Annotated in this window: 17 protein-coding genes and 4 tRNA genes; 13 read left to right on the top strand and 8 right to left on the bottom strand. The window is 44.4% G+C overall.

All coding sequences use genetic code 11. The annotated features are described in order from the left end of the window. Nucleotides 1-53: 53 nt before the first annotated feature. Together mtnA and BET10_RS00325 are read left to right on the top strand one after the other, a co-directional pair. The gene (gene mtnA, locus BET10_RS00330) at nucleotides 54-1,070 is read left to right on the top strand and encodes an S-methyl-5-thioribose-1-phosphate isomerase (protein ID WP_070982829.1); all 1,017 of its coding nucleotides are present in this window, start codon (nucleotides 54-56) and stop codon (nucleotides 1,068-1,070) included. A gap of 42 nt (nucleotides 1,071-1,112) precedes the next feature. After that, nucleotides 1,113-3,071: a S9 family peptidase gene (locus BET10_RS00325; RefSeq protein WP_070982828.1), complete on the top strand. Its 1,959-nt coding sequence runs from the start codon at nucleotides 1,113-1,115 to the stop codon at nucleotides 3,069-3,071. A gap of 39 nt (nucleotides 3,072-3,110) precedes the next feature. On the opposite strand, the gene BET10_RS00320 is transcribed toward BET10_RS00325, so the two are convergent. Genes BET10_RS00320 through BET10_RS00310 form a run of 3 tightly spaced genes read right to left on the bottom strand, consistent with a single transcriptional unit; the run spans nucleotide 3,111 to nucleotide 4,944 of the window. Continuing rightward, complete coding sequence (locus tag BET10_RS00320; protein WP_070982827.1) at nucleotides 3,111-3,653, bottom strand: 1,2-dihydroxy-3-keto-5-methylthiopentene dioxygenase; 543 nt, start codon at nucleotides 3,651-3,653, stop codon at nucleotides 3,111-3,113. Next, the gene (gene mtnC / locus BET10_RS00315) at nucleotides 3,650-4,333 is read right to left on the bottom strand and encodes an acireductone synthase (RefSeq protein ID WP_070982826.1); all 684 of its coding nucleotides are present in this window, start codon (nucleotides 4,331-4,333) and stop codon (nucleotides 3,650-3,652) included. Before mtnC ends, BET10_RS00320 begins: the two co-directional genes overlap by 4 nt. Further along, entirely contained in the window at nucleotides 4,330-4,944 is a 615-nt protein-coding gene (locus BET10_RS00310; protein ID WP_070982825.1) for a methylthioribulose 1-phosphate dehydratase, read from the bottom strand. Before BET10_RS00310 ends, mtnC begins: the two co-directional genes overlap by 4 nt. Nucleotides 4,945-5,058: 114 nt before the next feature. On the opposite strand from BET10_RS00310, the gene BET10_RS00305 reads away from it, so the two are divergent. Then, a complete protein-coding gene (locus BET10_RS00305; protein ID WP_083330375.1) occupies nucleotides 5,059-6,198 on the top strand; it encodes a methionine aminotransferase in 1,140 nt (379 codons plus the stop codon). Then, nucleotides 6,186-6,971, top strand: coding sequence for an amidohydrolase (locus BET10_RS00300; RefSeq protein ID WP_070982824.1), 786 nt, complete (start codon nucleotides 6,186-6,188; stop codon nucleotides 6,969-6,971). The genes BET10_RS00305 and BET10_RS00300 overlap by 13 nt, the downstream gene beginning before the upstream one ends. A gap of 34 nt (nucleotides 6,972-7,005) precedes the next feature. On the opposite strand, the gene BET10_RS00295 is transcribed toward BET10_RS00300, so the two are convergent. The 4 genes from BET10_RS00295 to BET10_RS00280 all read right to left on the bottom strand — a co-directional run bounded on the left by BET10_RS00295 (nucleotide 7,006) and on the right by BET10_RS00280 (nucleotide 14,036). Further along, nucleotides 7,006-10,296, bottom strand: a complete 3,291-nt coding sequence (locus BET10_RS00295) for a methyl-accepting chemotaxis protein (RefSeq protein WP_070982823.1) — start codon at nucleotides 10,294-10,296, stop codon at nucleotides 7,006-7,008. Nucleotides 10,297-10,497: 201 nt separating this feature from the next. After that, nucleotides 10,498-12,657, bottom strand: coding sequence for an ATP-binding protein (locus BET10_RS00290; protein WP_070982822.1), 2,160 nt, complete (start codon nucleotides 12,655-12,657; stop codon nucleotides 10,498-10,500). Nucleotides 12,658-12,779: 122 nt separating this feature from the next. Then, nucleotides 12,780-13,436, bottom strand: a complete 657-nt coding sequence (locus tag BET10_RS00285; RefSeq protein ID WP_070982821.1) for a helix-turn-helix transcriptional regulator — start codon at nucleotides 13,434-13,436, stop codon at nucleotides 12,780-12,782. A gap of 228 nt (nucleotides 13,437-13,664) precedes the next feature. Next, nucleotides 13,665-14,036, bottom strand: a complete 372-nt coding sequence (locus BET10_RS00280) for a histidine triad nucleotide-binding protein (RefSeq protein WP_070982820.1) — start codon at nucleotides 14,034-14,036, stop codon at nucleotides 13,665-13,667. 146 nt (nucleotides 14,037-14,182) lie between these two features. Between BET10_RS00280 and BET10_RS00275 the strand changes: the two genes are divergently transcribed. Next, nucleotides 14,183-14,788 carry a DUF2057 domain-containing protein gene (locus tag BET10_RS00275; protein WP_070982819.1) on the top strand — a complete coding sequence of 202 codons (606 nt, stop codon included), beginning with the start codon at nucleotides 14,183-14,185 and terminating at the stop codon, nucleotides 14,786-14,788. 34 nt (nucleotides 14,789-14,822) lie between these two features. Here the strand turns inward: BET10_RS00275 and BET10_RS00270 are convergent, their stop codons facing one another. Continuing rightward, entirely contained in the window at nucleotides 14,823-16,667 is a 1,845-nt protein-coding gene (locus BET10_RS00270) for a M1 family metallopeptidase (RefSeq protein ID WP_070982818.1), read from the bottom strand. Nucleotides 16,668-16,798: 131 nt separating this feature from the next. Here BET10_RS00270 and murB point away from each other — a divergent pair, with 131 nt between their 5' ends. The 8 genes from murB to tuf all read left to right on the top strand — a co-directional run bounded on the left by murB (nucleotide 16,799) and on the right by tuf (nucleotide 21,345). Continuing rightward, the gene (gene murB / locus BET10_RS00265) at nucleotides 16,799-17,812 is read left to right on the top strand and encodes a UDP-N-acetylmuramate dehydrogenase (protein ID WP_070982817.1); all 1,014 of its coding nucleotides are present in this window, start codon (nucleotides 16,799-16,801) and stop codon (nucleotides 17,810-17,812) included. Then, complete coding sequence (gene birA, locus BET10_RS00260) at nucleotides 17,805-18,794, top strand: bifunctional biotin--[acetyl-CoA-carboxylase] ligase/biotin operon repressor BirA (RefSeq protein ID WP_070982816.1); 990 nt, start codon at nucleotides 17,805-17,807, stop codon at nucleotides 18,792-18,794. Before murB ends, birA begins: the two co-directional genes overlap by 8 nt. After that, on the top strand, nucleotides 18,794-19,498 hold the full coding sequence (locus tag BET10_RS00255) for a type III pantothenate kinase (RefSeq protein ID WP_070982815.1): 705 nt from the start codon (nucleotides 18,794-18,796) through the stop codon (nucleotides 19,496-19,498). Before birA ends, BET10_RS00255 begins: the two co-directional genes overlap by 1 nt. A gap of 121 nt (nucleotides 19,499-19,619) precedes the next feature. Next, nucleotides 19,620-19,695: transfer RNA gene (locus BET10_RS00250), tRNA-Thr, on the top strand. A 46-nt stretch (nucleotides 19,696-19,741) separates the two neighbouring features. Continuing rightward, nucleotides 19,742-19,826: transfer RNA gene (locus BET10_RS00245), tRNA-Tyr, on the top strand. Nucleotides 19,827-19,870: 44 nt separating this feature from the next. Then, a tRNA-Gly gene (locus BET10_RS00240) sits at nucleotides 19,871-19,945 on the top strand. Between the two features lie 12 nt (nucleotides 19,946-19,957). Beyond that, nucleotides 19,958-20,033 (top strand) — tRNA-Thr (locus tag BET10_RS00235). Nucleotides 20,034-20,160: 127 nt separating this feature from the next. Beyond that, nucleotides 20,161-21,345: an elongation factor Tu gene (tuf, locus tag BET10_RS00230; RefSeq protein WP_070982779.1), complete on the top strand. Its 1,185-nt coding sequence runs from the start codon at nucleotides 20,161-20,163 to the stop codon at nucleotides 21,343-21,345. The last annotated feature ends 68 nt before the right edge of the window (nucleotides 21,346-21,413 follow it).

Below are 21,413 nucleotides of genomic sequence, written 5' to 3'. Positions count from 1 at the left end.
CTTCTCAATCTAAAAGCGTAAAATAGTCACACTTGTTTTGTCCGAGAATAGTTATGCAGACCTTACTTGCGCGCAGTTTAAAATACACAAACAACGAGTTATCGGTGTTAGATCAATACTTGCTTCCACATCAAGAGCATTGGCACGTTTGTACCAGTGTTAAGCAAATGCAATCACTTATTTTGTCTCTTAAAGTGCGCGGCGCACCGTTAATTGGCTTGGCGGCGACTTTATTGGTGGCGCATTTAGCCGAGCAGGGCGATAGCAAAGAATGCTTAGCCAAGGCTATTGATGACTTAGAAGCGACCCGACCGACCGCGGTTAATCTGATGTATTGCATGGCTAAAATGCGTATCGCGTTAGTGCAAGAAGACTATGTAAGTGCACTCGTTGGTATGGCAGAGCAGTTATTCAATGAGGACGTGGCGCTGTGTGAGGCGATGGCAACCCTTGGGGCCGATTTGGTGAATCCAGGAGATAATATTCTCACCCATTGTAACACCGGAGCGCTTGCCACCGCGGGAATTGGCACCGCTTTGGGGGCGATCTACAAGGCACATCAACAGCAAAAGCACATTCACGTCTGGGTTGATGAGACTCGACCTTTATTACAAGGAGGCCGATTGACTGCGTATGAGCTGGCGCAATGGGAGATACCTTACACACTGATTTGCGACAACATGGCGGCCAGCTTGATGCGCGCTAGACAAGTAAACAAGATTTTTGTTGGCGCAGACCGCATCGCAGCCAACGGTGATTTTGCCAATAAAGTGGGAACCTATAACTTGGCGGTGTTAGCAAAATATCATCAGATCCCATTTTATGTAGTTGCGCCCGAGACAACCTTAGATAGGACTTGCCCACATGGCGAAGCCATTCCAATTGAGCAACGAGACTCGCAAGAAGTTATCGGCGTAAGTGGCAGTTTTGGTGCGTGTCAGTGGGCACCGAGTAAAGCGAAGGTGTACAACCCCGCGTTTGATGTGACGCCTGCCAATCTTGTAACAGGTTGGGTGTTAAATAGTGGGGTATATTCGCAGCAAGATGTGCTGGCTGGTATTTTCAAATAAAGGTACAATCACCAAAAATTAACAATTACTGAAAGGGATGACATGAATAAAATTTTTAAACTGTGTTTGTGCTTAATGATCTGGAGTGGGCTAAGTGTGGCACAAGCATCACCGGTTATCCCCATTGAGCACTTCAGTAAAGACTTTGCCTACCGGAATGTAAAAATATCACCTGATGGAAAATATTTGGCTTTTATCTCAAAAGTAGACGGCAAGAATAATCTGTATGTATTGGATATTAAAAAGAGCAAAATTATCAGCGGCGTCAACTTTAGTGAAAATGCGCAAGTGGGCCGCTATGAATGGTCTGGCGATGATCGTTTAGTTATGGAAAAGCAGTATCTCAGGGGGTGGCAGTCTTTTCCTAAATACTATGGTGAGCTATTCGCGATGAACGCTGATGGTAGTAGAAAACGCTATCTTGTTGGCTACAAAGGAGAAATGCAAACCGGATCGGCGGTGCGTAAGGCTACTCCTTTGTACGGAACTTCTTTTATTCTAGACCCTTTGGAGCATGATGAGGATCACATCCTGATTGTGACCCGCCCATGGAATAATGTTAAAGAACCAAAAACCGTTGTCTATGAGGTGAATGTTAATACTGGATATAGAAAGCGAGTTGCAGGTTCACCACATAAAAGCGGCTGGTTTTTAACGGATAGACAGGGCAATGTACGAGTTGTCTCTTCTACTGAAAACTACGTGGACTTTGAATTCTTTGTACGCGCTCCAGAGGGCGGAGAGTGGCAACCTTTAAAACTTAAAAACAACGCGTTACGTAACATTATACCTGTAGCGTTTAGTGCGTCAGGAAAAGACGTATTTCTTAGCGCTAGCGAAAATGGTCAACCAGAAGGCTTGTATAAACTTGATTTAGCGACAGGCAAAACCAGCTTAATATTTCAAGATGATGTGGTATCGCCAACCTCTGTTTGGGTCGACCCTACTAGTAAAGAGGTTTACGCCGTTGAGCTAGAAGCTGGGTATCCCAGCTACGCGTTTATTGATGGTGATTCAAAAAGCAGTATTAAACTCAAGTCGTTATTGGCCGCTTTACCGAATTCACAAGTGCATATCTTCAGCTCTAGTAGAGATGGCAAACACAGTGTGGTGTATGCATACAGTGATACCGATCCGGGACAATACTATTTGTATAGTGAGAAAGAGAAAAGTCTAAAGTTCCTATTCTCAGAGCGAGGGTGGATCAAACCGCAAGAGATGTCAGCAACGAAACCAATTGCATTCAAGGCTCGTGATGGTATGACAATTCATGGCTATTTAACCTCGCCAAAGGGTAAAGCTGCGAAAAATTTACCGCTCGTGGTGATGCCTCACGGTGGTCCACATGGTCCGCGTGATTTTTGGGGCTTTAACGCGGATACACAACTGCTGGCCAGCCGAGGCATAGCCGTATTGACGGTAAACTTTAGAGGCTCGGGTGGCTATGGTAAATCGTTTGAACGAGCCGGACATCAAAAATGGGGTCGCGAAATTCAGTTTGATATCATCGATGGAACTAAGTACGTCGTTGAACAAGGCTACGTCAATCCAGAGAATATGTGTATTATGGGCGCCAGCTTTGGTGGTTATTCTGCGTTACAAAGCTCTATTTTGGCACCAGAGTTATTTAAATGTGCGATAGGTGTTGTTGGCGTATATGACCTACCACTGATGTTTGAAGAAGGTGATATTTCAGAGCATGAAACGGGACGCACTTATTTGACGCAAGTGCTTGGCAGCGATCCTAAGGTACATAAAGCGTTTTCACCTAGCTACAATGCCGATAAGCTCAAGGCCAAGGTATTGATTGTGCATGGTGGTGAGGATAGACGAGCGCCAATCGAACAAGCTGAATCTTTGATAGAAGCATTGAAAGAGGCAGATCATCCCTACGAATACATGTTGTTAGAAAGTGAAGGGCATGGATTTTATAAAGCCCAGCATCGTCAAGAATATTACGACACAGTGCTGACTTTCTTAAATAAAAATCTAAAACTTTAATAGCAAAAAGGCGACCATGAGTCGCCTTTTTTAAGACTGTTAATCTAAGGTGGGAAAGTGCTTGGCAATGTTAGATTCTGTGCTTTGTGCGATCCATCCCGCTTCATTGTTGAAAAAGCGAATGGCAGTAAACTCAGGGTCACTGCCCATATCAAACCAGTGTGCAGTGTTGGCGGGCACAGAGATCAAGTCACCTTGTTGACACAGTACCTGATAAACTTTATCCGCTATATGCAGACAAAATAAGCCTTGCCCCTTAACGAAAAACCTTACTTCATCTTCGCTGTGGGTGTGTTCAAATAAAAACTTTTCTCTGAGTTGTGCTGCATTCGGATTGCCTTTGGCAAGCGATATAACGTCGACAGTTTGGTAGCCACCACCCGCTTGCACGCGCGTAATGTCCTGCTGGTAAGCTTGCTTGATATCCGCTTCACTCATATCGTCGACAATAGCCTGTGAGGCTTGCCACTGCTCAAAGCTCACACCTACCGCTTCTAGGTGTTGTTGAATGAGTGTGGCATCCGCGGTACTGAGCTGTGCTGTATCAGGTTGCTTGTCTAAAAAAACCTTGAGATGGCTCATAGTTTGCTCGCCTCAAATTGATTAAAGTTTTCAATGACAGGGTGATGCTCGCTTTGTGGCTGAGCATCGCGCCAAAGTTGTAGTGTTTTCATACCCGCCGCTTTAGCTGCATCCAGCTCCGCAACAACATCGCTCAAGAATAAGATCTTCTCAGGTGGATAAGGAAGCTGAGCTAATATGGCTTGATAAGATAGTGGTTGTTGCTTTGCGCCAACTCTGGTGTCGAAATAGTCGCTAAACAAATGGCGTATATCGCCAAAGTCAGAGTGGGCAAACAGCAGCTGTTGTGCTTTCACCGAGCCAGAAGAATAAACGTACAAAGCAACGTCATTGGCCTTTTGTGCGCACAGAAACTCGTAAGCATCAGGGTAGAGGTGGCCAGTAAAGTCGCCTTCTTCATAACCTGATTGCCAAATATAACCCTGTAATTGCTTCAATGGTGTCACTTTTTTATCTGCTTTTATCCACCCTAGCAATGCGGCTATAACTTCATCAATGCTGGCATCAGGGTTATCTAATTCGTTGCGAACCGCATGAATTTGTGCACGTACATCTTCGCGTTGCTGATGTGTTCTTACAAAGTGTTCGAGGTGCTTTACAGCGTATGGAAACAATATCTCCTTGACGAATGAAATGCGTGTAATCGTTCCCTCAATATCCGTCACAATGGCCTTTATCATTTTGTTGACTCCAACTTAATTCTTTCCAGTTCACAGGCGAACAAAAACTCTAGCCCTTCGATATGGCGGCGTGTTTCGTTTACGCTGCTACCCAGAGCATATAATCCATGCCCTCGGATCAGCACTGCGTGGTGAATAGGGCTGTGCTGATGATACTCGGCAACACACCCGGCAAGTCTTGCAATGTCTTGGTCGTTATCGAATATCGCAACTTTCAACGGTGTGTGATGGCTGTGTATTCCCGACAAAGACTTTTGCATTTCGTAGCCGTTGATGGTCAGTACCTGACCTGTTTCAAATCGAGATAGCACAGTTGCAGCGACAGAGTGGGTATGTAATACGCACTCAGTTTTAGGTACGAGTTGATATAGCTTCAAATGTAGGGCGGTTTCAGCGGAAGGTTTTCCCTGACCTGATATGACTTTTCCATCCGTATCTAGCTCCAAGAAATGTTCACACGTTAGATGGCCTTTGTCATAGCCACTGGCGGTGACGACAAATCCGTGTTGCGTTTTGATAGAAAAGTTACCACCGGTTGCGGGCACCCATCCGCGTTGACTTACCCATTTACCCGTTTCAATTAGTGCTGATTTAGCAGCATCATTGTTCATCCTGTGTTACCTTGTTCTGGCGAAGAAATAAAAAATATTTAGACGGCTATACATCTATTCGTGTAATGATAACATCGCTTTTAGTTTTGCACCATCATCAAAGAGAGAAGGACATTGGAAAGTAAATTACCACATCTAGGCACCAGTATTTTTAGTCAAATGAGTGCACTGGCAAACCAGTATCAGGCGATTAATTTATCTCAAGGTTTTCCTGAGTTTGATGCGCCAGACTTTCTTAAAAAACAGTTAGCGCATTATGCTGCTTCTGGCTTGAATCAATACGCACCTTCATCTGGTATTGCAGGTCTACAAGCGCAGATTGCCAGTTTAGTACAGCGACGTTACGCGCACACTCTCGACCCAGATACCATGGTGACAGTGACCAGTGGCGCGACTGAAGCGCTGTTTGTGGCAATACAGGCAATAACGCATCAGGGAGATGAAATCATTATTTTTGACCCTGCATATGACAGCTATGCACCAGCGATAGAATTAGCTGGTGGCAAAGCGGTGCATATTGCGCTTCGCTCGCCAGATTACCGTATCGATTGGCAGCTTGTAGCGAGTAAGGTGACTAATAAAACGCGCGCCATTATTATCAATACACCGCACAATCCCAGCGCGAAGATCTTGACTAATAAAGATATCACCGCGTTGAAGTCGTTGCTGATTGAGCACGATTTATTGCTTATCAGTGATGAAGTGTATGAACACATCACGTTTGATGGCCAGCCACATTTAAGTGCATTGGCGGATAAAGAATTGTTTGAACGTAGTTTTGTGATCTCCAGTTTCGGTAAGACTTTTCATTGTACTGGTTGGAAAATGGGCTATTGTGTTGCACCAGCCAAGCTAAGCGAAGAATTTCGTAAGGTTCACCAGTACGTGACATTTTCAAGTTTTACGCCAGCGCAGTTTGCACTGACCGATATGCTGCGTGAACATGGCGAACATGTTGATGAACTTGCTATGTTTTATCAACAAAAACGTGATGTATTGGTTGAGGCACTTCAGGGCAGTCGTTTTAAAGTGTTAGCCAGTGAAGGAACGTACTTCTTATTATTGGACTATTCAGCGATTTCACAGCTTGATGATGTGGCATTTTGTGAATACTTGATCAAAGAGATGGGGGTTGCAGCCATTCCGTTAAGTGTTTTCTATGAGACCCCACCGGGTGATAAAATTATCCGTTTATGTTTTGCCAAGCATACTGAAACGTTATTGAAAGCCGCGGAGAAGTTATGTCAGTTATAGCAAGTAGCTTAAAAGTTGCATTGGTTCAAAGCGATATACACTGGTGCCACGTGACACAAAACCTAGTTAATCTTGATGCGCTTTTGACGTTGGATGAGTCAATCGATTTGCTGGTCTTGCCGGAGACGTTTGCTACAGGGTTCGCGATAAACCTTGATGTGGCTGAGCCAGAAGAAGGGCCGATCTTTACATGGATGAAATGCACCGCTGCACGCTTAAATGCAGTGGTTGCAGGTTCGGTGTTGGTACAACAAGCGGATAAAAAAGCAAACCGCTTTTATTGGGTCTGGCCGAATGGACATTATGAGTTTTACGATAAGCGCCACCTTTTTTGCTTAGGGAACGAAGGAGCACACGTAGTCGCTGGCACACAAAGAAAAATATTCACAGTCAACGGCTTTAAGATCCTACCTCAGGTCTGTTATGACCTGCGTTTTCCTGTATTTCAGCGCAGTTTAAATGATTATGATGTGATGATAAACGTCGCGAACTGGCCTGCAGCTAGGCGTTATGCGTGGGATCAGCTATTAATCGCTCGGGCGATAGAAAACCAATGCTATGTGTTAGCATGTAATCGTATTGGTGACGACGGTAACGGCGTGGCACATTCAGGCGGTACAGCAGCGTATGATTACCTTGGGCAGCCAATCTGTCAGGTTAAAGATGACAACCAAGGTGTATGTGTTGTCACTCTAAAGCATGACAAGTTAGCCCAATTTAGAGAGCGATTTCCTGCACACTTAGATGCAGACGCATTCACACTCAACATCTAGTTGCATCCCTCACTTATAAAAAGTGAGGGCATGGTTAAGAGGCGTTGTACTGGTGTACCAATAAAGTCGCTTGGGGCGTGTCTTTGGCTAAATTAAAATATTCCAACAGACGACGCATTTCGTGAGATTGTTCAGCCATTTGTTTGGCGGCAGCCATTGTCTCTTCGGTAATTGCTGAATTTTCTTGGATTAAATCAGTGAGCCGCTGTACCACTTGGTCAACTTCTTTAATCGCGTGTTGTTGACTGGTGGTGGAGTGATTGATTTTCACGATGGTTTCACTGACTTCTAAGACTGCCGAGACGATTTGCTCAAGCTTCAGCCCTGAGCTATTGGCCATTTCAATTCCTTGGCCTACTTTTTCATTGCTATTAGCGATAATTTCTTTGATTTGTTTAGCGGATGCAGCACTACGCCCTGCCAGTTCTCTGACTTCATTGGCAACCACAGCAAAACCTTTTCCGTTTTCTCCCGCTCTTGCGGCTTCAACAGCGGCATTGAGTGCGAGTAAGTTGGTTTGAAACGCTAACCCATCAATAACAGAGACAATCTCATTAATACTCTTGCTCGCCTTGTCCACTTCGTGGATAGCATCAACGGTCTCGTTTGACAGCTCACCACCTTCTTTGGCCGTTTCTTCTGCATGGTGGGCAAGTTTTACGGCGGTACCAGATTGGGTCGAGACTTGGGTTAATGCATCCAGCATTTGACTGGTACTGGCACTGGCTTCTTCTAAGTTAGCAGCCTGCTCCTCTGTGCGAGCACTGATCTCGGTGTTACTGTCAGCAATTTCGGAAGCGCTTTGTGATACGTTACTCGCAGTTTGTTGAATACTTTCAATCACCTCAGTGAGTTTAGCGATTGTGGCGTTCACATCGCTTTTCAAAGTACTGAATACGCCTTCATAATCGCCATTGATGGTATGGGTTAAGTCACCTTTTGCTAAGGCACTCAATACTTGCGTTACTTCACTAATCGCGTCGTTGATCACAGCCGTGGAGCCGTTCACATCCTCTTTCAGTTGCAGTAATTCGCCCTGTAAATCGGAATGAATTTGGAGGCTGAAGTTCCCCTCACACATTGCTGCCATCACACTGCCGAGCTCGGCAATGACCTGACTGAGGTTGTTAACCGAACGATTGATATCCGTTTTGAGTGAATGTAGCTGGCCTTTCATTGAGGATTCGATGGTTCGGTCAAAACGACCATAGCTGATGGCTGTCATTACCGATGAAATCTCGCTGACGGCCACATCAAGAGACTCGATTGACAGGTTGATGTCTTTTTTAAGTTTGCCGAGTTGACCATGAGCTTCGCACTCTACGACATGCTTGAAATCTCCTTGACTGACCGAAGCCATGACACTACAAATATCTTCTATCACTTCGGCGAGGTTGGTGACGCTGAAGTTGATGTCATCTTTTAAGGTTTCTAATTGTCCTTGTAGTGGCAAACTAATACGCTTGGTGAGATCACCATTGCGGATAGCGCTCATTACTTTGCTTACATCATCAACCGCGCCAGATAGGCTCTGCACCGAATTATTCACACAGTTTTTCAACTGCTCTAACTTGCCACCTGCTTCTATATTTATTTGTTCCTTGAAGTTACCTTGTTCAACGTTCTTCATAACATGAACTATGGCGTTCATGGTGTTATCCAGCGAATAGAGTGAGTAGTTCACGTTGTCTTTGAGTTTTGCGAGATCTCCAGACATGGTTGCATGGATTTGGCCATCAAACTGCCCCTCAGACATTGATTTGATGATGTTATTAATTTCGCCAATCGCACTTTCTAAAGTGCTAGCACAGTGGTTAGTGGCCTGTTTTAGTACGTCAAGCTCGCCTTTACATTCAACTTTTATGCGGTCTGAAAAACAACCATCAGCCATTTTATTCATAACGCGATTAGTCGCAGTTAATGAAACTTGTAGCGCGTCTAGCATAGAATTGAATGCCTGAGCTGACTCGCCAATTTCATCGCTGGTAGAGACGGGCGCCCGCAAAGAGAAATCCCCTTCATGCTCAACTCGGCGCATGGTAGAAACCAGTGCATGAACAGGTTTAGTGAGCGTTTTAGCAAACCACATGGCGGCAACGATGATGACCACGATACAGACTAGCAGCATGATGGCGAGCACCTGAGTCAGCTGAGTGATGGCGGCAAACGCCTCGGTTTCGTCTATCTCTGACAGTAATGCCCATTGTACGCCCATAATGTTGATTGGGGTATAAGCTGAAAGCACACTTTGACCGTTGTAATCGGTGACTAACTTTTGACCTTCTTGGCCTGCAATAGCCAAGTGATAAGACTCAGTATCAATTCTGCCTTTTTCAGGGTGTTTAAAAGAATTAACCACTGAATGATCGAGGGGATCTAAATAAGAGTCAGAACGCATCAAGCCATCGGGTCCAACTAAATAGGTTTCGCCGCTTTTTCCAAGTCCTTCTCGTTCAGTCATAATACTATTGAGCGCTTCTACAGAAAGCTGAAACACCAAAGTTGCCCCTGCCGTGCCTGCAATATCAATGGGAGCGGCAATAAAACTCGCTGGCGCATTGTAGGAGGGGAGGTATTGTTCGTAGTCTGCAAAAGCATATGTTTGTTCGCCTTTTAGCGCTTTGGCGGCGCTAAATACTTTGGCTAAATTACTCTCGGCATAAGGGCCATTAAGCAAAGATGTGGCGAAATCTAATTCTTTGAAAACTGAATAGACTATGATGCCCGTATGGTTGTCGATGATAAATAAATCGTATAGCTCAAACACATTAGAAACTTCATTGAAGTACTGATGAAACTCACGGTGAGCGAGATCATAATTGTCTAAATGGCCCGTGCTGACTAATCGCGATTTTTCGCCTAGTGGGTAGGTATTGTTTGCTATATATCGTGTTTGCAGCTCAATTCCCTCGGGTGAGAGCGTATCTAGTAGTCCCTCAGGTGGCATCTTCTCTGGGTTTTGTTCGATAAACTTATCCGTGAACTGGGTTTGATAAAAGCTACGTAGGTTTTGCGGAATATGGGTTGGTGCGTCTAAATTGGCGATAGCATAGGTAAAAGATTCGGCGGCTTTGGCTGTGTGTGGGTTGATGGCTAACATTTGTAGTTTATCGCGTACTCCATCAAAGTACCTAAGTACCGCATTCTTTTTAACTTCGCTGACTGCGCCAAGTTGTGCGTATGACTGCTCTTGGAGTGCTGAAGAAGAGTGATACAGCGCGATGGCAATAATGCCTGCAGTGGGGAAAAGTGCAACCAATAAAAACGCAATAGTAAGCTTTTTTGTTAAGTTAAGCGTGGTGAAATGCTTGATTAAGTTGCGCATAACATATTCCTTGTTACCAATTTTTAGAAGTATCAACTAAACAACTGACTGATAGAAAGTGTAGAACAATTCTTGTTTGCGTCGAGAAAATAGTGTCTAAAAAATAGGCAAATAAGCTGGGGGATAAGTCGTTTGCTAGCCAAAAAGTATGAAATGCTGTGTGAGGTGAGTGATAAATCTACACCTCACGTCCGCTCGAAATTAGCCTAAGGTATTCTTTCTTATAAAGCTTAAATAGGCTTCCAAACTTTGCTGCCATAAATTCATAGCCTGGGTGAGCTCTCCATCACTGGATTTACCATCAAGCAAGCGGCGCTCAACTTTTTTTAGTGCTAGGCCATAGCGGTTAAAGCCTAGTTGCAAAGCGGTGCCCGCTTGACGGTGTAGCAGTTTAATGCACTGGTCGTTGTTGACCCCTTCTAACTGCTGAATGTGGATTAGTTTATTGCGGGCCGACAAAACAAATTCATTATACACCGAGGAGATTTCATCTTCACTAAAACCACTTTTCAGCGAATTAACGGCCGTGTCATCATACAGCGTATCAGTCAGCTCTATGCTGATGTTGGGTTTCTGTGCGCTTTGTGAGTCACTTAGTGCCTGTCGGAGCTTTTCTTGTTTAATGGGCTTGCCAACGATATCTTTGATCCCCAGTGCTAAATATTCTTTGATTTCATCTGGGCTGAGGCTGGCGGTGAACGCTAAAAATGGTGTGCGTTTGTTTTTATGTTCAATATTTTTCAGCTTACGCATGACCTCTTGACCTGTCAGATCTGGCAGGTTCATATCCAAAAGTACCACATCAAATTGGTGTTGCTGCAACAGTGTCATGGCGCTTTGACCATCGGTGGCAAGTTTAACTTTATGTTCGTCGGCGGCCATAAACTCAATGGCAATCTTTTGGTTTAAATCTAAATCTTCTACCAATAGCACATTGAGGCCAATAATACAGTCTGGGTTATGATGACGCTGCTCTACGAGGCTTAGCTCGCCTAATGTCAGGGTCACATCAAAGCTAAATACGCTGCCTTGGCCCACCGCACTTTTAATGTTTAATTTTGAACCCAAACGCTCTAGCAAACGGCTGGTAATTGCCAGCCCAAGCCCTGTGCCACCTTTAATTTTTCCAGCGCTGCTTTGCACATACGGCTCGGTTAACTTATCGATATCTTCTTTGTCGATACCTGGGCCTGAGTCAATGACGCTAAAGCGAACGGTATGATCCATATTGGTTTCTTTGACCAACTCAACACGGATTTTAACGCTTCCTTTATCAGTAAACTTGATGGCATTGCCGACTAGGTTGATCACAATTTGCCTAAGTTTTTGTTGGTCGCAGTAGTAGCAGGCTTGCTCAGGTAGATCATAAATCAGCTCAAACGATAGCTTTTTCTGTTCTGCAAGTGGACTAAGTAGCAAGCACAAATTGTTTAGCCAACTTTTTAATTCGACATCTTCTTCATATAAGGCCTCGTCACTCTGATCTAAGCTTGCGTAGTCTAGAACTTTATCTATCAGTAAATTAAGCGATTCAGCGGAATTAATAATGGCTTCACAGTAAGCCTTATTACGGTGATTGGTGGTACGGTTAAGTACCAACTGCGCACTGCCTAAAATACCATTTAACGGGGTGCGGATCTCATGGCTGATGGTAGACAAAAACAATCCTCTGATCTCCAAATCTTTTTGCGCTTTTTCTGTGAGTTGATTAAGGTTTAATTCACGTTTCTCATTACATAGCAGTGCCATACCTGTGGCGTAAAATATGGGCGCTAACACGCCGTTAATAAATAATGTGGTGACAAACCAGTTGTCATCCAGCAGGCTGAATTGGGTGACGTCTCCCATTAAGAAGGTACGCGCCGTAAACGCGCTCATTACCAGCAACAAAATAATGGTATAAACGATCGTGCCATTTGGATACAAAGGACGAGCAAAGCGTAAAAACAAGTAAAGCAAAAAAATGGTTTCAGCGATATGCTGTAGATCTGAGACCAAAATGCGGTAACGCAAATTGTCATCAAACGCACTAAAGTAAACTAACCCGACAAATAGTATGGCGGTGATGCCTAGAAATAGCTTAAGTTCTACGCCCTTGTAATTCAGAAACTGTGAAATTGAAAAGCCGTGAATAATTGAGGCAGTAAATAATAACGCGTTTGCAAAGCCAATGCTTTGCCATAGGTGCAGCTGGCTGTGTACAGAAAACCCGATCACCGCAGCAAATAGAACAAGCGGGTAAAATATATAGAGCAAGGTGCCCGGTGTATCTTTGTTCGTTCGCCAAGTGAGAAAGTTAAGCAATACCATCATTGCCATCATCGCTGCGCTGGTGATGTACAGAGTTTTCGGATCAAACATATTTTTTTATTTATTATGTTAGGTACTTAATTGGTTAGCATAGAGACTTGTGGTGGGGGAGTAAAGAAGCAAAACAGCCGCCAAAGCGACTGTTTTAATAACACAATTGATAAAATTGCTGCTTAGCGAATTTCATCAGGAATATTTTGCTGAGCCCAAGACAGCAACTCGATTCGGTTACGGCATTTGGTTTTTCTAAAAGCACTATATAAGTGAGTTTTAACGGTATGCGGGCTGATATTTAGATCTTCGGCAATTTCTTTGTTCTTAGCACCTTTACTCATCAAAGAGATTATTGCCTTTTCTCGTTTAGTGAGTTTTACTGGTTCGATGTCACCTTCTGTAAGTTTATGCAGTGCATCTTTATTAAATTGCAACATACGATTTAGCGCATTACACATGATCTCTCGGCGATACCAAAGCTGGTTTTCCATCAGCAGGCGGATACCTTTCATCAATACATCTGCGTTGTCGGTGGTATAAAAAACACCACGGATACCACTTAGCAGCGCTCTGTTAGCCAGCTCAGGGTTTTCATCAAGGTTGAAAAGAACGATGTCACAATTGACTTGTAGCCTAGAGAGCTGCTCTTTGAGCGTATTCCATGCATCTTTGGGTGATGTTTCGATAAATAGGATTCTTGTTCCTTCCGGTACATCTTCGATGTTGGTACTGGTAATAACTTCTAGCCCTTGCGTTTTGAGCAATGGCTGAAGCACGTTTATACCTATGGTATTAATTGGATTTTTATCTAATAACAAAAAGGCAGAACTGCTCATTGATACTAACACTCTCATTCAAACTGATACTTCAATGCTAACATGAGGTTCCGCCCTTTTGTATTAGTATTTTCATCAAAGCATAGAAGTATTTGCTATATGTTACTGCTAGGTAAGATCATGAGCAGTAACATATTATCAAATTAAAATGTTAACCTTTTGATATGAATACAGTTTTGTTTTCCCGTATAATAACTTAACTGTTTACTTTATTTAACAAAGAATAGTTTAGAATAGTTCTTTTTTCTTATTTTGATACGGAGGCCACCCCATTGCCTGCCCAGCCAGCATGTGTAAGTGAATATGATACACCGTTTGTCCGCCATGCTCATTGCAATTCATCACCACACGGTAGCCATCTTCGGCAAAGCCGTGTTGCTTGGCAAGTTTTGCCGCAACAACATATAAGTTGCCAACAAGGTGGGCGTTTTCTTCATTTACATCGTTAATGGTCGCAATACGCTGTTTGGGGATCACCAACACATGGAACGGAGCCTGAGGATTAATGTCTTTAAAGGCGAGAGTGTGCTCGTCTTCATAAACAACATCGGCTGGAATTTCTTTGTTGATAATTTTGTCGAAAATTGTGCTATCTGTCATGTTAGATCCTACTAAATACATGCTCGATTTCAATCATTGAACGGCATGGTGGGTATACTAAGGTTGAATGGTTACACTAATGACAAAGTTTACACTGCCTGTCAAACTGCAAATGTACACATCGCCATAAAATTGAAGGATATAACATGACTGTTAAGATATATGGTTTATTCATTACGCTACTTACATTACTCAACTTTGCCTATGCAGGCAGTACAACGGTCAATTTTTCGTCTGAACTGTACCCTTTGCAAGTGAATGAACAAGAAGTCGAACATTCGCTATTTAGCAAAGTTACTGAGCTAGAACTTGCGCCGGGTCGTCACATCTTAAAATTAAAATACAACGACTTATATGAGTTAAACTATGATGAGCATGAGGTGATTGAGTCTAACCCGTTTTGGGTGATTGTGGAGCTGACAGAAGAGGGCGATTATCAGGTGTTGTTTCAACGCCCTGAGAGTGTCGACTTGGCTAAGCAATTTGCGAAACATCCCAGTGCTTCGTTGCAAACTCCGAGTGGACAAGCTGTCGAGCTTGAGACATTAAAGTTTCGTCCAAACCTTTCCCAAGAACGACCGGTGACGGCGAGAGAACTTGCTCCTACGGCCTCAACACCCGTTGCGCCACCTAATGATAGACCTGCAAAAGGCATATCTCATCCCGATGCGTACTCTATGTTGGAATTTTGGTGGCAACAAGCAAACGATGCACAAAGAGCCGCATTTCTAGAAAAAATAAAGGGCCAATAGTGGCCCTTCTAATCTATAATTTTCGCGTCGTTTACTACTCAAAAATCGCGTCAATTGTGCCTTGTGCTAATGGGTGATAACCCGGACGTGCATTCTGGTACACCTTGTAAGCCCAGTCACGCTTACCATGCTTAACCAGTGCTTTGTATAGAGGAACAATCAACTTACGACGACCAATACCCGTTAGATGTTTGTCCAAAGCAGGATAAATGGCTTCATAACCATTGCCTACAGCCAGCATGTACCAAGCAAATGCGCGTTCCGCATTGGTAGATTGGGTTAGGTTAAATGCCTTATCCAACTCAGTCATTTTGGCTGGCGCAAGATCTCGAGGTAAGTTGTTGATAAAGTGCAACCACTCGTGAACCGTCCAACTGTCGGTTGGGAGGCTGCTTAAATCTTGTTTTCCTGTTAACCAAGCCTGTGTGTGAGCATCGACTTTTTCAAATGCGTCGGATGTGGGGTTAGGGGCATCACTGGGTAGTCCAGGTTCAAAGATCCACTCTTTGGCCTTGTCCAAACTAACAACACCTGGGTATTTCTCAAGTAGATTTACTTTTAAGTATTCAACAAACTCTGCAGTAGTTAACGATTTAAACGCGTAAGTTTTAAAATATTCTTTGACGAACACATCAAACTTTTCACGACCAAACTGTTCTTCTAGGTAAATTAAGAACAGTTGACCTTTGGTATAAGGTACCGAGCTAAAGGCATCATCAGGATCGCGACCATTAAGCTTTAGGTTCAAGCGTGTGTCGGGTGCTGCGATCGTTTTGAGTAGTGCGCGTAAACCCGCTGCATCTAGTGCTTGCTCCATGACCGCACGTTCTCGACCAAATACTTCTTCCATGATGCGGTTTTCAACATACGACGTAAAACCTTCGTTCAACCACAAGTCTTCCCATGTCGCGTTGGTAACCAAGTTACCAGACCAAGAATGAGCCAGTTCATGGGCGATTAGATTCACCAAACTCTTATCACCGGCGACAACCGTTGGTGTGATAAAGGATAAACGTGGATTTTCCATGCCGCCAAATGGAAAGCTTGGTGGTAGCATTAACAAGTCGTAACGACCCCATGCATACTCGCCGTACATAGCATTGGTTTTGTTGATCATGGTTTGCGTGTCATTAAACTCCGCAACCGAGGCATCCAAGATTTGCGGCTCAGCAAAAATTGCCGTTTGGTGAGACATTTCTTTATATTCAAGGTTGCCCGCACCGATAGCGATTAAATACGGCGGGATAGCTTGAGGCATATCAAACCAATAATCGCCGTCTTTGATAAGTGCGCCCGAGTTATCTGCACTCATAACCGCTCGCACGTCTTTCGGAGTGTTGATGCGAGCTGAGTAAGTGACACGCATGGCTGGCGTATCCTGCACAGGGATCCAGCTGCGGGCATGAATAGCCTGAGACTGACTGTACATGAACGGGTGTGTTTTGCTGGCTGTTTGGATGGGTGTTAGCCACTGTAGGCCAGATGCTTGTGGCAGGCTGTTATAATAAACGCGCGCTTTTTTTGCTTGTTCTTTGAAACGTATTGTCAGCTTAGCGCCTTTTACATCATCACGTTTGGCAAGTGTGAAGCTGGCCTTATGCCATTTGCCATCACGACCTTGATACATCACTTTATCGACTTCTAAATCACGGGTATCAAGTACCAAAGTGCGAGCTTTGCTATTTTTCCACTCCAAAGTGTGCTCAACAAAGCCTTCTAGTTGTTTGTCGGCAAAGTCTACGTCCAAATCTAGGTGCAGATGAGTTGAGATTACATCATTGAGATTGGCGTAGGTGTGTTGGTCTACTGCTTGAGTTGCTGTGACAGAGTGTGAGAGTCCCGCCAGCGCAAGGCTGGTCGCGAAGGCTGTTAATTTCATAAAATCCTTGCTCGTTATGGAGTGTTTGTGGTCATGTTATAACACGCTTGTGGTTAAGATCACACATGGATGCGCCCAGTTAAGTGATCGGGTAAACTAGCGCTATTGAAATTATTTGTTAAGGCCATGCAGTGCACGCTTTACAGTCTCTACATACATTTGCCCTACCCAGTCAATGCCATCAGCTAGTGACTATTAGTGATTGGCACCAACTTGAAGGTATTGATTTCTCAAAGCCATTTTGTTTGCTTGGAGAAGGGAGTAATACCATTTTTGTCGATGATTTTGCCGGCACCGTACTGAAGATTGCGCTTCGAGGCATCACAATTGAAGAACGCGGTGACAACTGGTTGGTAGAAGTGGCCGCAGGAGAAAATTGGCACGCGCTGGTCATCTATTTGCTAGAGCAAAATATTGCTGGGTTAGAAAACTTAGCGTTAATCCCTGGCACCGTAGGAGCGGCCCCCGTGCAGAATATTGGCGCTTATGGCGTTGAATTAGCACAATTTGTTGAGTACGTTGAGGGCTTTGATATTGCAACAAAGCAATGTGTCAAGCTGAGTAATGAGCAATGTGAATTTGGCTATCGTGATTCTGTGTTTAAACATGCACGCAAAGGATGCTTTGTGATCACGCGTGTGGGACTTAGATTGAATAAGCAATGGCGGCCGCAGCTAAGTTATGGTCCATTACAAGCTCTTCATGAGCAACAACCAACAGCCAAGCAAGTGTGTGACACGGTCATCAATGTCCGACAAAGTAAGCTACCAGATCCACAGCTACTGGCCAATGCGGGCAGCTTTTTTAAAAACCCTATTGTCAGCAATGAGATGGTAGCTGTGCTCAAACAGCGCTTTGCAAATATGCCTGTTTATTATGTTGACCCGCAGCAGCAAAAAATTGCTGCGGGGTGGTTAATAGAACAACTTGGCCTCAAGGGCCACCAAATTGGCGATATTGTTGTTTATCAGCAGCAGGCTCTGGTGTTGGTGAACCAAGGTAAAGGCAGCGCAGAAGATTTGATAGCCATGATAGAATATATTCAGCAACAGGTTTGGGGTCAGTTCCGTGTCCGTTTGGAGCATGAAGTACGTCTGATGGGCCAATATGACGAAATACACATTCAGGGAGTCATGAATGACTAAAGCGCTTCAAGGTAACAAGCTTGCGGTTTTGAATGCACTCAACCAAGGTGGGTTTGTGTCTGGCCAATTGTTGGGAGAACAGTTAGGCATTAGCCGAGCGGCGGTGTCAAAACATATTGCTTCGTTGCAAGAGATGGGAATTGATATATTTACCGTCAGTGGCAAGGGCTACAGCCTTAACCACAGTTTACCTTTGTTGGATAAAGCGCAGATAAGTCAGCACCTCACTCAGTTACAGTGCCATAATCCAATAGAAGTGGCTGCGGTGATTGATTCAACCAACAGTGAGTTAATGCGCCGTGTGCAAGCAAAGCGACCGATGGCTTCGGGGCAGATCTTAGCGGCGGAAATGCAACAAGCCGGTCGAGGTAGGCGCGGTCGTACATGGCAATCCCCCTTTGGCGCAAACCTTTATTACAGTTACTACTGGCGATTAGATGATGGTTTGCAAGCTGCCATGGGGGTATCTATTGCGGTGGGGTTAGCGGTATATGATGCTTTGAAGTCTTTGTATCAACTCGATGTATCACTCAAATGGCCAAACGACATTTACCTAAATGGCAAGAAACTCGCTGGGGTGCTAGTGGAGTTAGATGGTCAAGTAGAAGGCCCTTGTCACCTAGTGATTGGTATAGGTATTAATTTGCTCATGCCAGATGGCGCCTCATCTCATATCGACCAACCTTGGACAGACTTGTCGAGTCATATCGGAACACTGGATAAAAATCAACTGGTTGCTGTGCTCACCCAGTGCTTGACTGCGCGTTTGGCGCAATACCAGAAAACAGGTTTGGCTGAGATGAAAGTGCAGTGGAACGCGCTCAATGCTTTTGCAGGAGAAGTTGTTACACTTAGTACTGGTCAACGCCAGTGGCGTGGAGTGTGTGAAGGTATCGATGAACAAGGCGGGATTGTATTACGTCAGGATGGTGAATTAAAAAGCTATTTTGGTGGTGAAATATCATTGCGTAAGGGCGACTAATGCGTTTGTTAATAGATGTGGGCAATACCGCGGTCAAGTTAGCCTTGGCTGAGCAACAAACTATAAAGGTGATAGCGCAAAGCGATATTCCGTGGGGGAAACTCAGCGAGGTGCTGGTGGCACAAGTCGGAAAGTCAGATGAATTAACTCCCTACACCGTCAAAGCGCAGCAGTTGAACATTCCAATTATTCACGCTTATGTAACACCTGTGTTAGGCCAATTACACTGTGCGTATACACAATATCAAAACCTTGGGATCGATCGCTGGTTAACTGTGGTGGCATGTCATTATTTATATCCTAACAAGCATTGTGTCATTGTTGATTCGGGCACCGCCACCAAAGTAGATGTGCTTAGCGCCCGTGGCCAGCATTTGGGTGGCTGGATACTGCCGGGGTTGGATATGATGGTCAGCAGTGTGGTGAGTAATACGCAAAAAGTATTCAGTGATGAGCAAAGCTTATATACCCAGGAACTGGGTAAGAATACGCCTAATGCGGTCAAAAATGGCGCTTTGGTGGCAACATTGGGGGCTGTGTATGCGGGAATAGCAAGCTTAGAGTGTGATAAACATGACCTTAACGTGATTTGTGCAGGCGGATACGGTGAATTTATATCTCAGCAGCTTGAATGTGAGACTTTGTTTCATGACTTTTTGGTCTTTCAGGGACTACAGTTTTGGCGTAAAAACATTCAACTTTGAATGTTTTAGCGCGTTTTTGCCGTAAATCTGAGCACTTAAGCATTATTTTCACATTTTTTTGCAGATTGTTGTTGCATCGCCCGAAACCTTGCTCTAGAATCTCGCCCCGTACTAAAGCAGTGCCGACTTAGCTCAGTTGGTAGAGCAACTGACTTGTAATCAGTAGGTCATCCGTTCGACTCGGATAGTCGGCACCATTTTTTACACTGCAATCTGCAGATGCTTTAGGAAAGAATTTTTCGTGGAGGGGTTCCCGAGCGGCCAAAGGGATCAGACTGTAAATCTGACGGCACTGCCTTCGCTGGTTCGAATCCAGCCCCCTCCACCACTTTATTCTTGACGGTTCGAGGTAGTTAAGAACAGGTTCCTAAAGCGGGCATCGTATAATGGCTATTACCTCAGCCTTCCAAGCTGATGATGCGGGTTCGATTCCCGCTGCCCGCTCCAGTATTCTGGTGTGCTGATATAGCTCAGTTGGTAGAGCGCACCCTTGGTAAGGGTGAGGTCGGCAGTTCAAATCTGCCTATCAGCACCAGTCTTAAGAATCTTCTCAAATACTTCCTTTGATTTGTCATTAAATAACTGAAAGAATAATCTTAGCTCGCATATGGCGGGTTATTTTTATATGTAATCTAGATACACAAAAACTGATAGGTTCCGTCATGGCAAAAGAAAAGTTTGAACGCGTAAAACCGCACGTAAACGTAGGTACAATCGGCCACGTTGACCACGGTAAAACAACTCTAACAGCAGCAATCACTAACGTACTTGCAAAAGTATACGGTGGTGAAGCAAAAGACTTCGCATCAATCGATAACGCTCCAGAAGAGCGTGAGCGTGGTATCACAATCTCAACTTCACACGTTGAGTACGATACACCGACTCGTCACTACGCACACGTAGACTGTCCAGGACACGCTGACTATGTTAAAAACATGATCACTGGTGCTGCACAGATGGACGGCGCGATCCTAGTAGTTGCTGCTACTGACGGTCCTATGCCTCAAACACGTGAGCACATCCTACTTTCTCGTCAGGTTGGTGTACCTTACATCATCGTATTCATGAACAAATGTGACATGGTTGACGACGAAGAGCTTCTAGAGCTAGTAGAGATGGAAGTACGTGAACTACTTTCAGAGTATGACTTCCCAGGTGATGACCTACCACTAATCCAAGGTTCAGCGCTTAAAGCACTAGAAGGTGAGAAAGAGTGGGAAGACAAGATCGTTGAGCTTGCAGAAGCACTAGATTCTTACATCCCAGAGCCAGAGCGTGATATCGATAAGCCATTCATCATGCCTATCGAAGACGTATTCTCAATCCAGGGTCGTGGTACAGTAGTAACAGGCCGTGTTGAAGCTGGTATCATCAACGTGAACGACGAAGTTGAAATCGTAGGTATCAAAGAAACTACGAAGACAACTTGTACGGGTGTTGAGATGTTCCGTAAGCTTCTAGACGAAGGTCGTGCGGGTGAGAACATTGGTGCACTACTACGTGGTACTAAGCGTGATGATGTTGAGCGTGGTCAAGTACTAGCGAAGCCTGGTTCAATCACACCTCACACGAAGTTCACTTCAGAAGTATACGTACTTTCTAAAGATGAAGGTGGTCGTCACACGCCATTCTTCAAAGGCTACCGTCCACAGTTCTACTTCCGTACAACTGACGTAACAGGTAACGTTGAGCTACCAGAAGGCGTAGAAATGGTAATGCCTGGTGACAACATCAAGATGACTGTAGAGCTAATCTGCCCAATCGCGATGGACGAAGGTTTACGCTTCGCTATCCGTGAAGGTGGCCGTACAGTTGGTGCTGGTGTTGTAGCAACTATCGTTGAGTAATATCGACTTTAGTTAATGCCACAAAGCATTAGAAGAACCCGAGCTTAGGCTCGGGTTTTTTTATGTCT

The organism is Pseudoalteromonas amylolytica, from assembly GCF_001854605.1.
GTDB classification, from domain to species: domain Bacteria; phylum Pseudomonadota; class Gammaproteobacteria; order Enterobacterales; family Alteromonadaceae; genus Pseudoalteromonas; species Pseudoalteromonas amylolytica.
Note: the sequence above shows the minus strand (reverse complement) of the source record. Positions and strands in the feature narration are given on the sequence as shown.

Excerpts from the sequence above, each read along its gene's own strand:
- mtnA (WP_070982829.1), top strand. The coding sequence starts at position 54 with ATGCAGACCTTACTTGCGCGCAGTTTAAAATACACAAACAACGAGTTA.
- BET10_RS00325 (WP_070982828.1), top strand. The coding sequence starts at position 1,113 with ATGAATAAAATTTTTAAACTGTGTTTGTGCTTAATGATCTGGAGTGGG.
- BET10_RS00320 (WP_070982827.1), bottom strand. The coding sequence starts at position 3,653 with ATGAGCCATCTCAAGGTTTTTTTAGACAAGCAACCTGATACAGCACAG.
- mtnC (WP_070982826.1), bottom strand. The coding sequence starts at position 4,333 with ATGATAAAGGCCATTGTGACGGATATTGAGGGAACGATTACACGCATT.
- BET10_RS00310 (WP_070982825.1), bottom strand. The coding sequence starts at position 4,944 with ATGAACAATGATGCTGCTAAATCAGCACTAATTGAAACGGGTAAATGG.
- BET10_RS00300 (WP_070982824.1), top strand. The coding sequence starts at position 6,186 with ATGTCAGTTATAGCAAGTAGCTTAAAAGTTGCATTGGTTCAAAGCGAT.
- BET10_RS00295 (WP_070982823.1), bottom strand. The coding sequence starts at position 10,296 with ATGCGCAACTTAATCAAGCATTTCACCACGCTTAACTTAACAAAAAAG.
- BET10_RS00290 (WP_070982822.1), bottom strand. The coding sequence starts at position 12,657 with ATGTTTGATCCGAAAACTCTGTACATCACCAGCGCAGCGATGATGGCA.
- BET10_RS00285 (WP_070982821.1), bottom strand. The coding sequence starts at position 13,436 with ATGAGCAGTTCTGCCTTTTTGTTATTAGATAAAAATCCAATTAATACC.
- BET10_RS00280 (WP_070982820.1), bottom strand. The coding sequence starts at position 14,036 with ATGACAGATAGCACAATTTTCGACAAAATTATCAACAAAGAAATTCCA.
- BET10_RS00275 (WP_070982819.1), top strand. The coding sequence starts at position 14,183 with ATGACTGTTAAGATATATGGTTTATTCATTACGCTACTTACATTACTC.
- BET10_RS00270 (WP_070982818.1), bottom strand. The coding sequence starts at position 16,667 with ATGAAATTAACAGCCTTCGCGACCAGCCTTGCGCTGGCGGGACTCTCA.
- birA (WP_070982816.1), top strand. The coding sequence starts at position 17,805 with ATGACTAAAGCGCTTCAAGGTAACAAGCTTGCGGTTTTGAATGCACTC.
- BET10_RS00255 (WP_070982815.1), top strand. The coding sequence starts at position 18,794 with ATGCGTTTGTTAATAGATGTGGGCAATACCGCGGTCAAGTTAGCCTTG.
- tuf (WP_070982779.1), top strand. The coding sequence starts at position 20,161 with ATGGCAAAAGAAAAGTTTGAACGCGTAAAACCGCACGTAAACGTAGGT.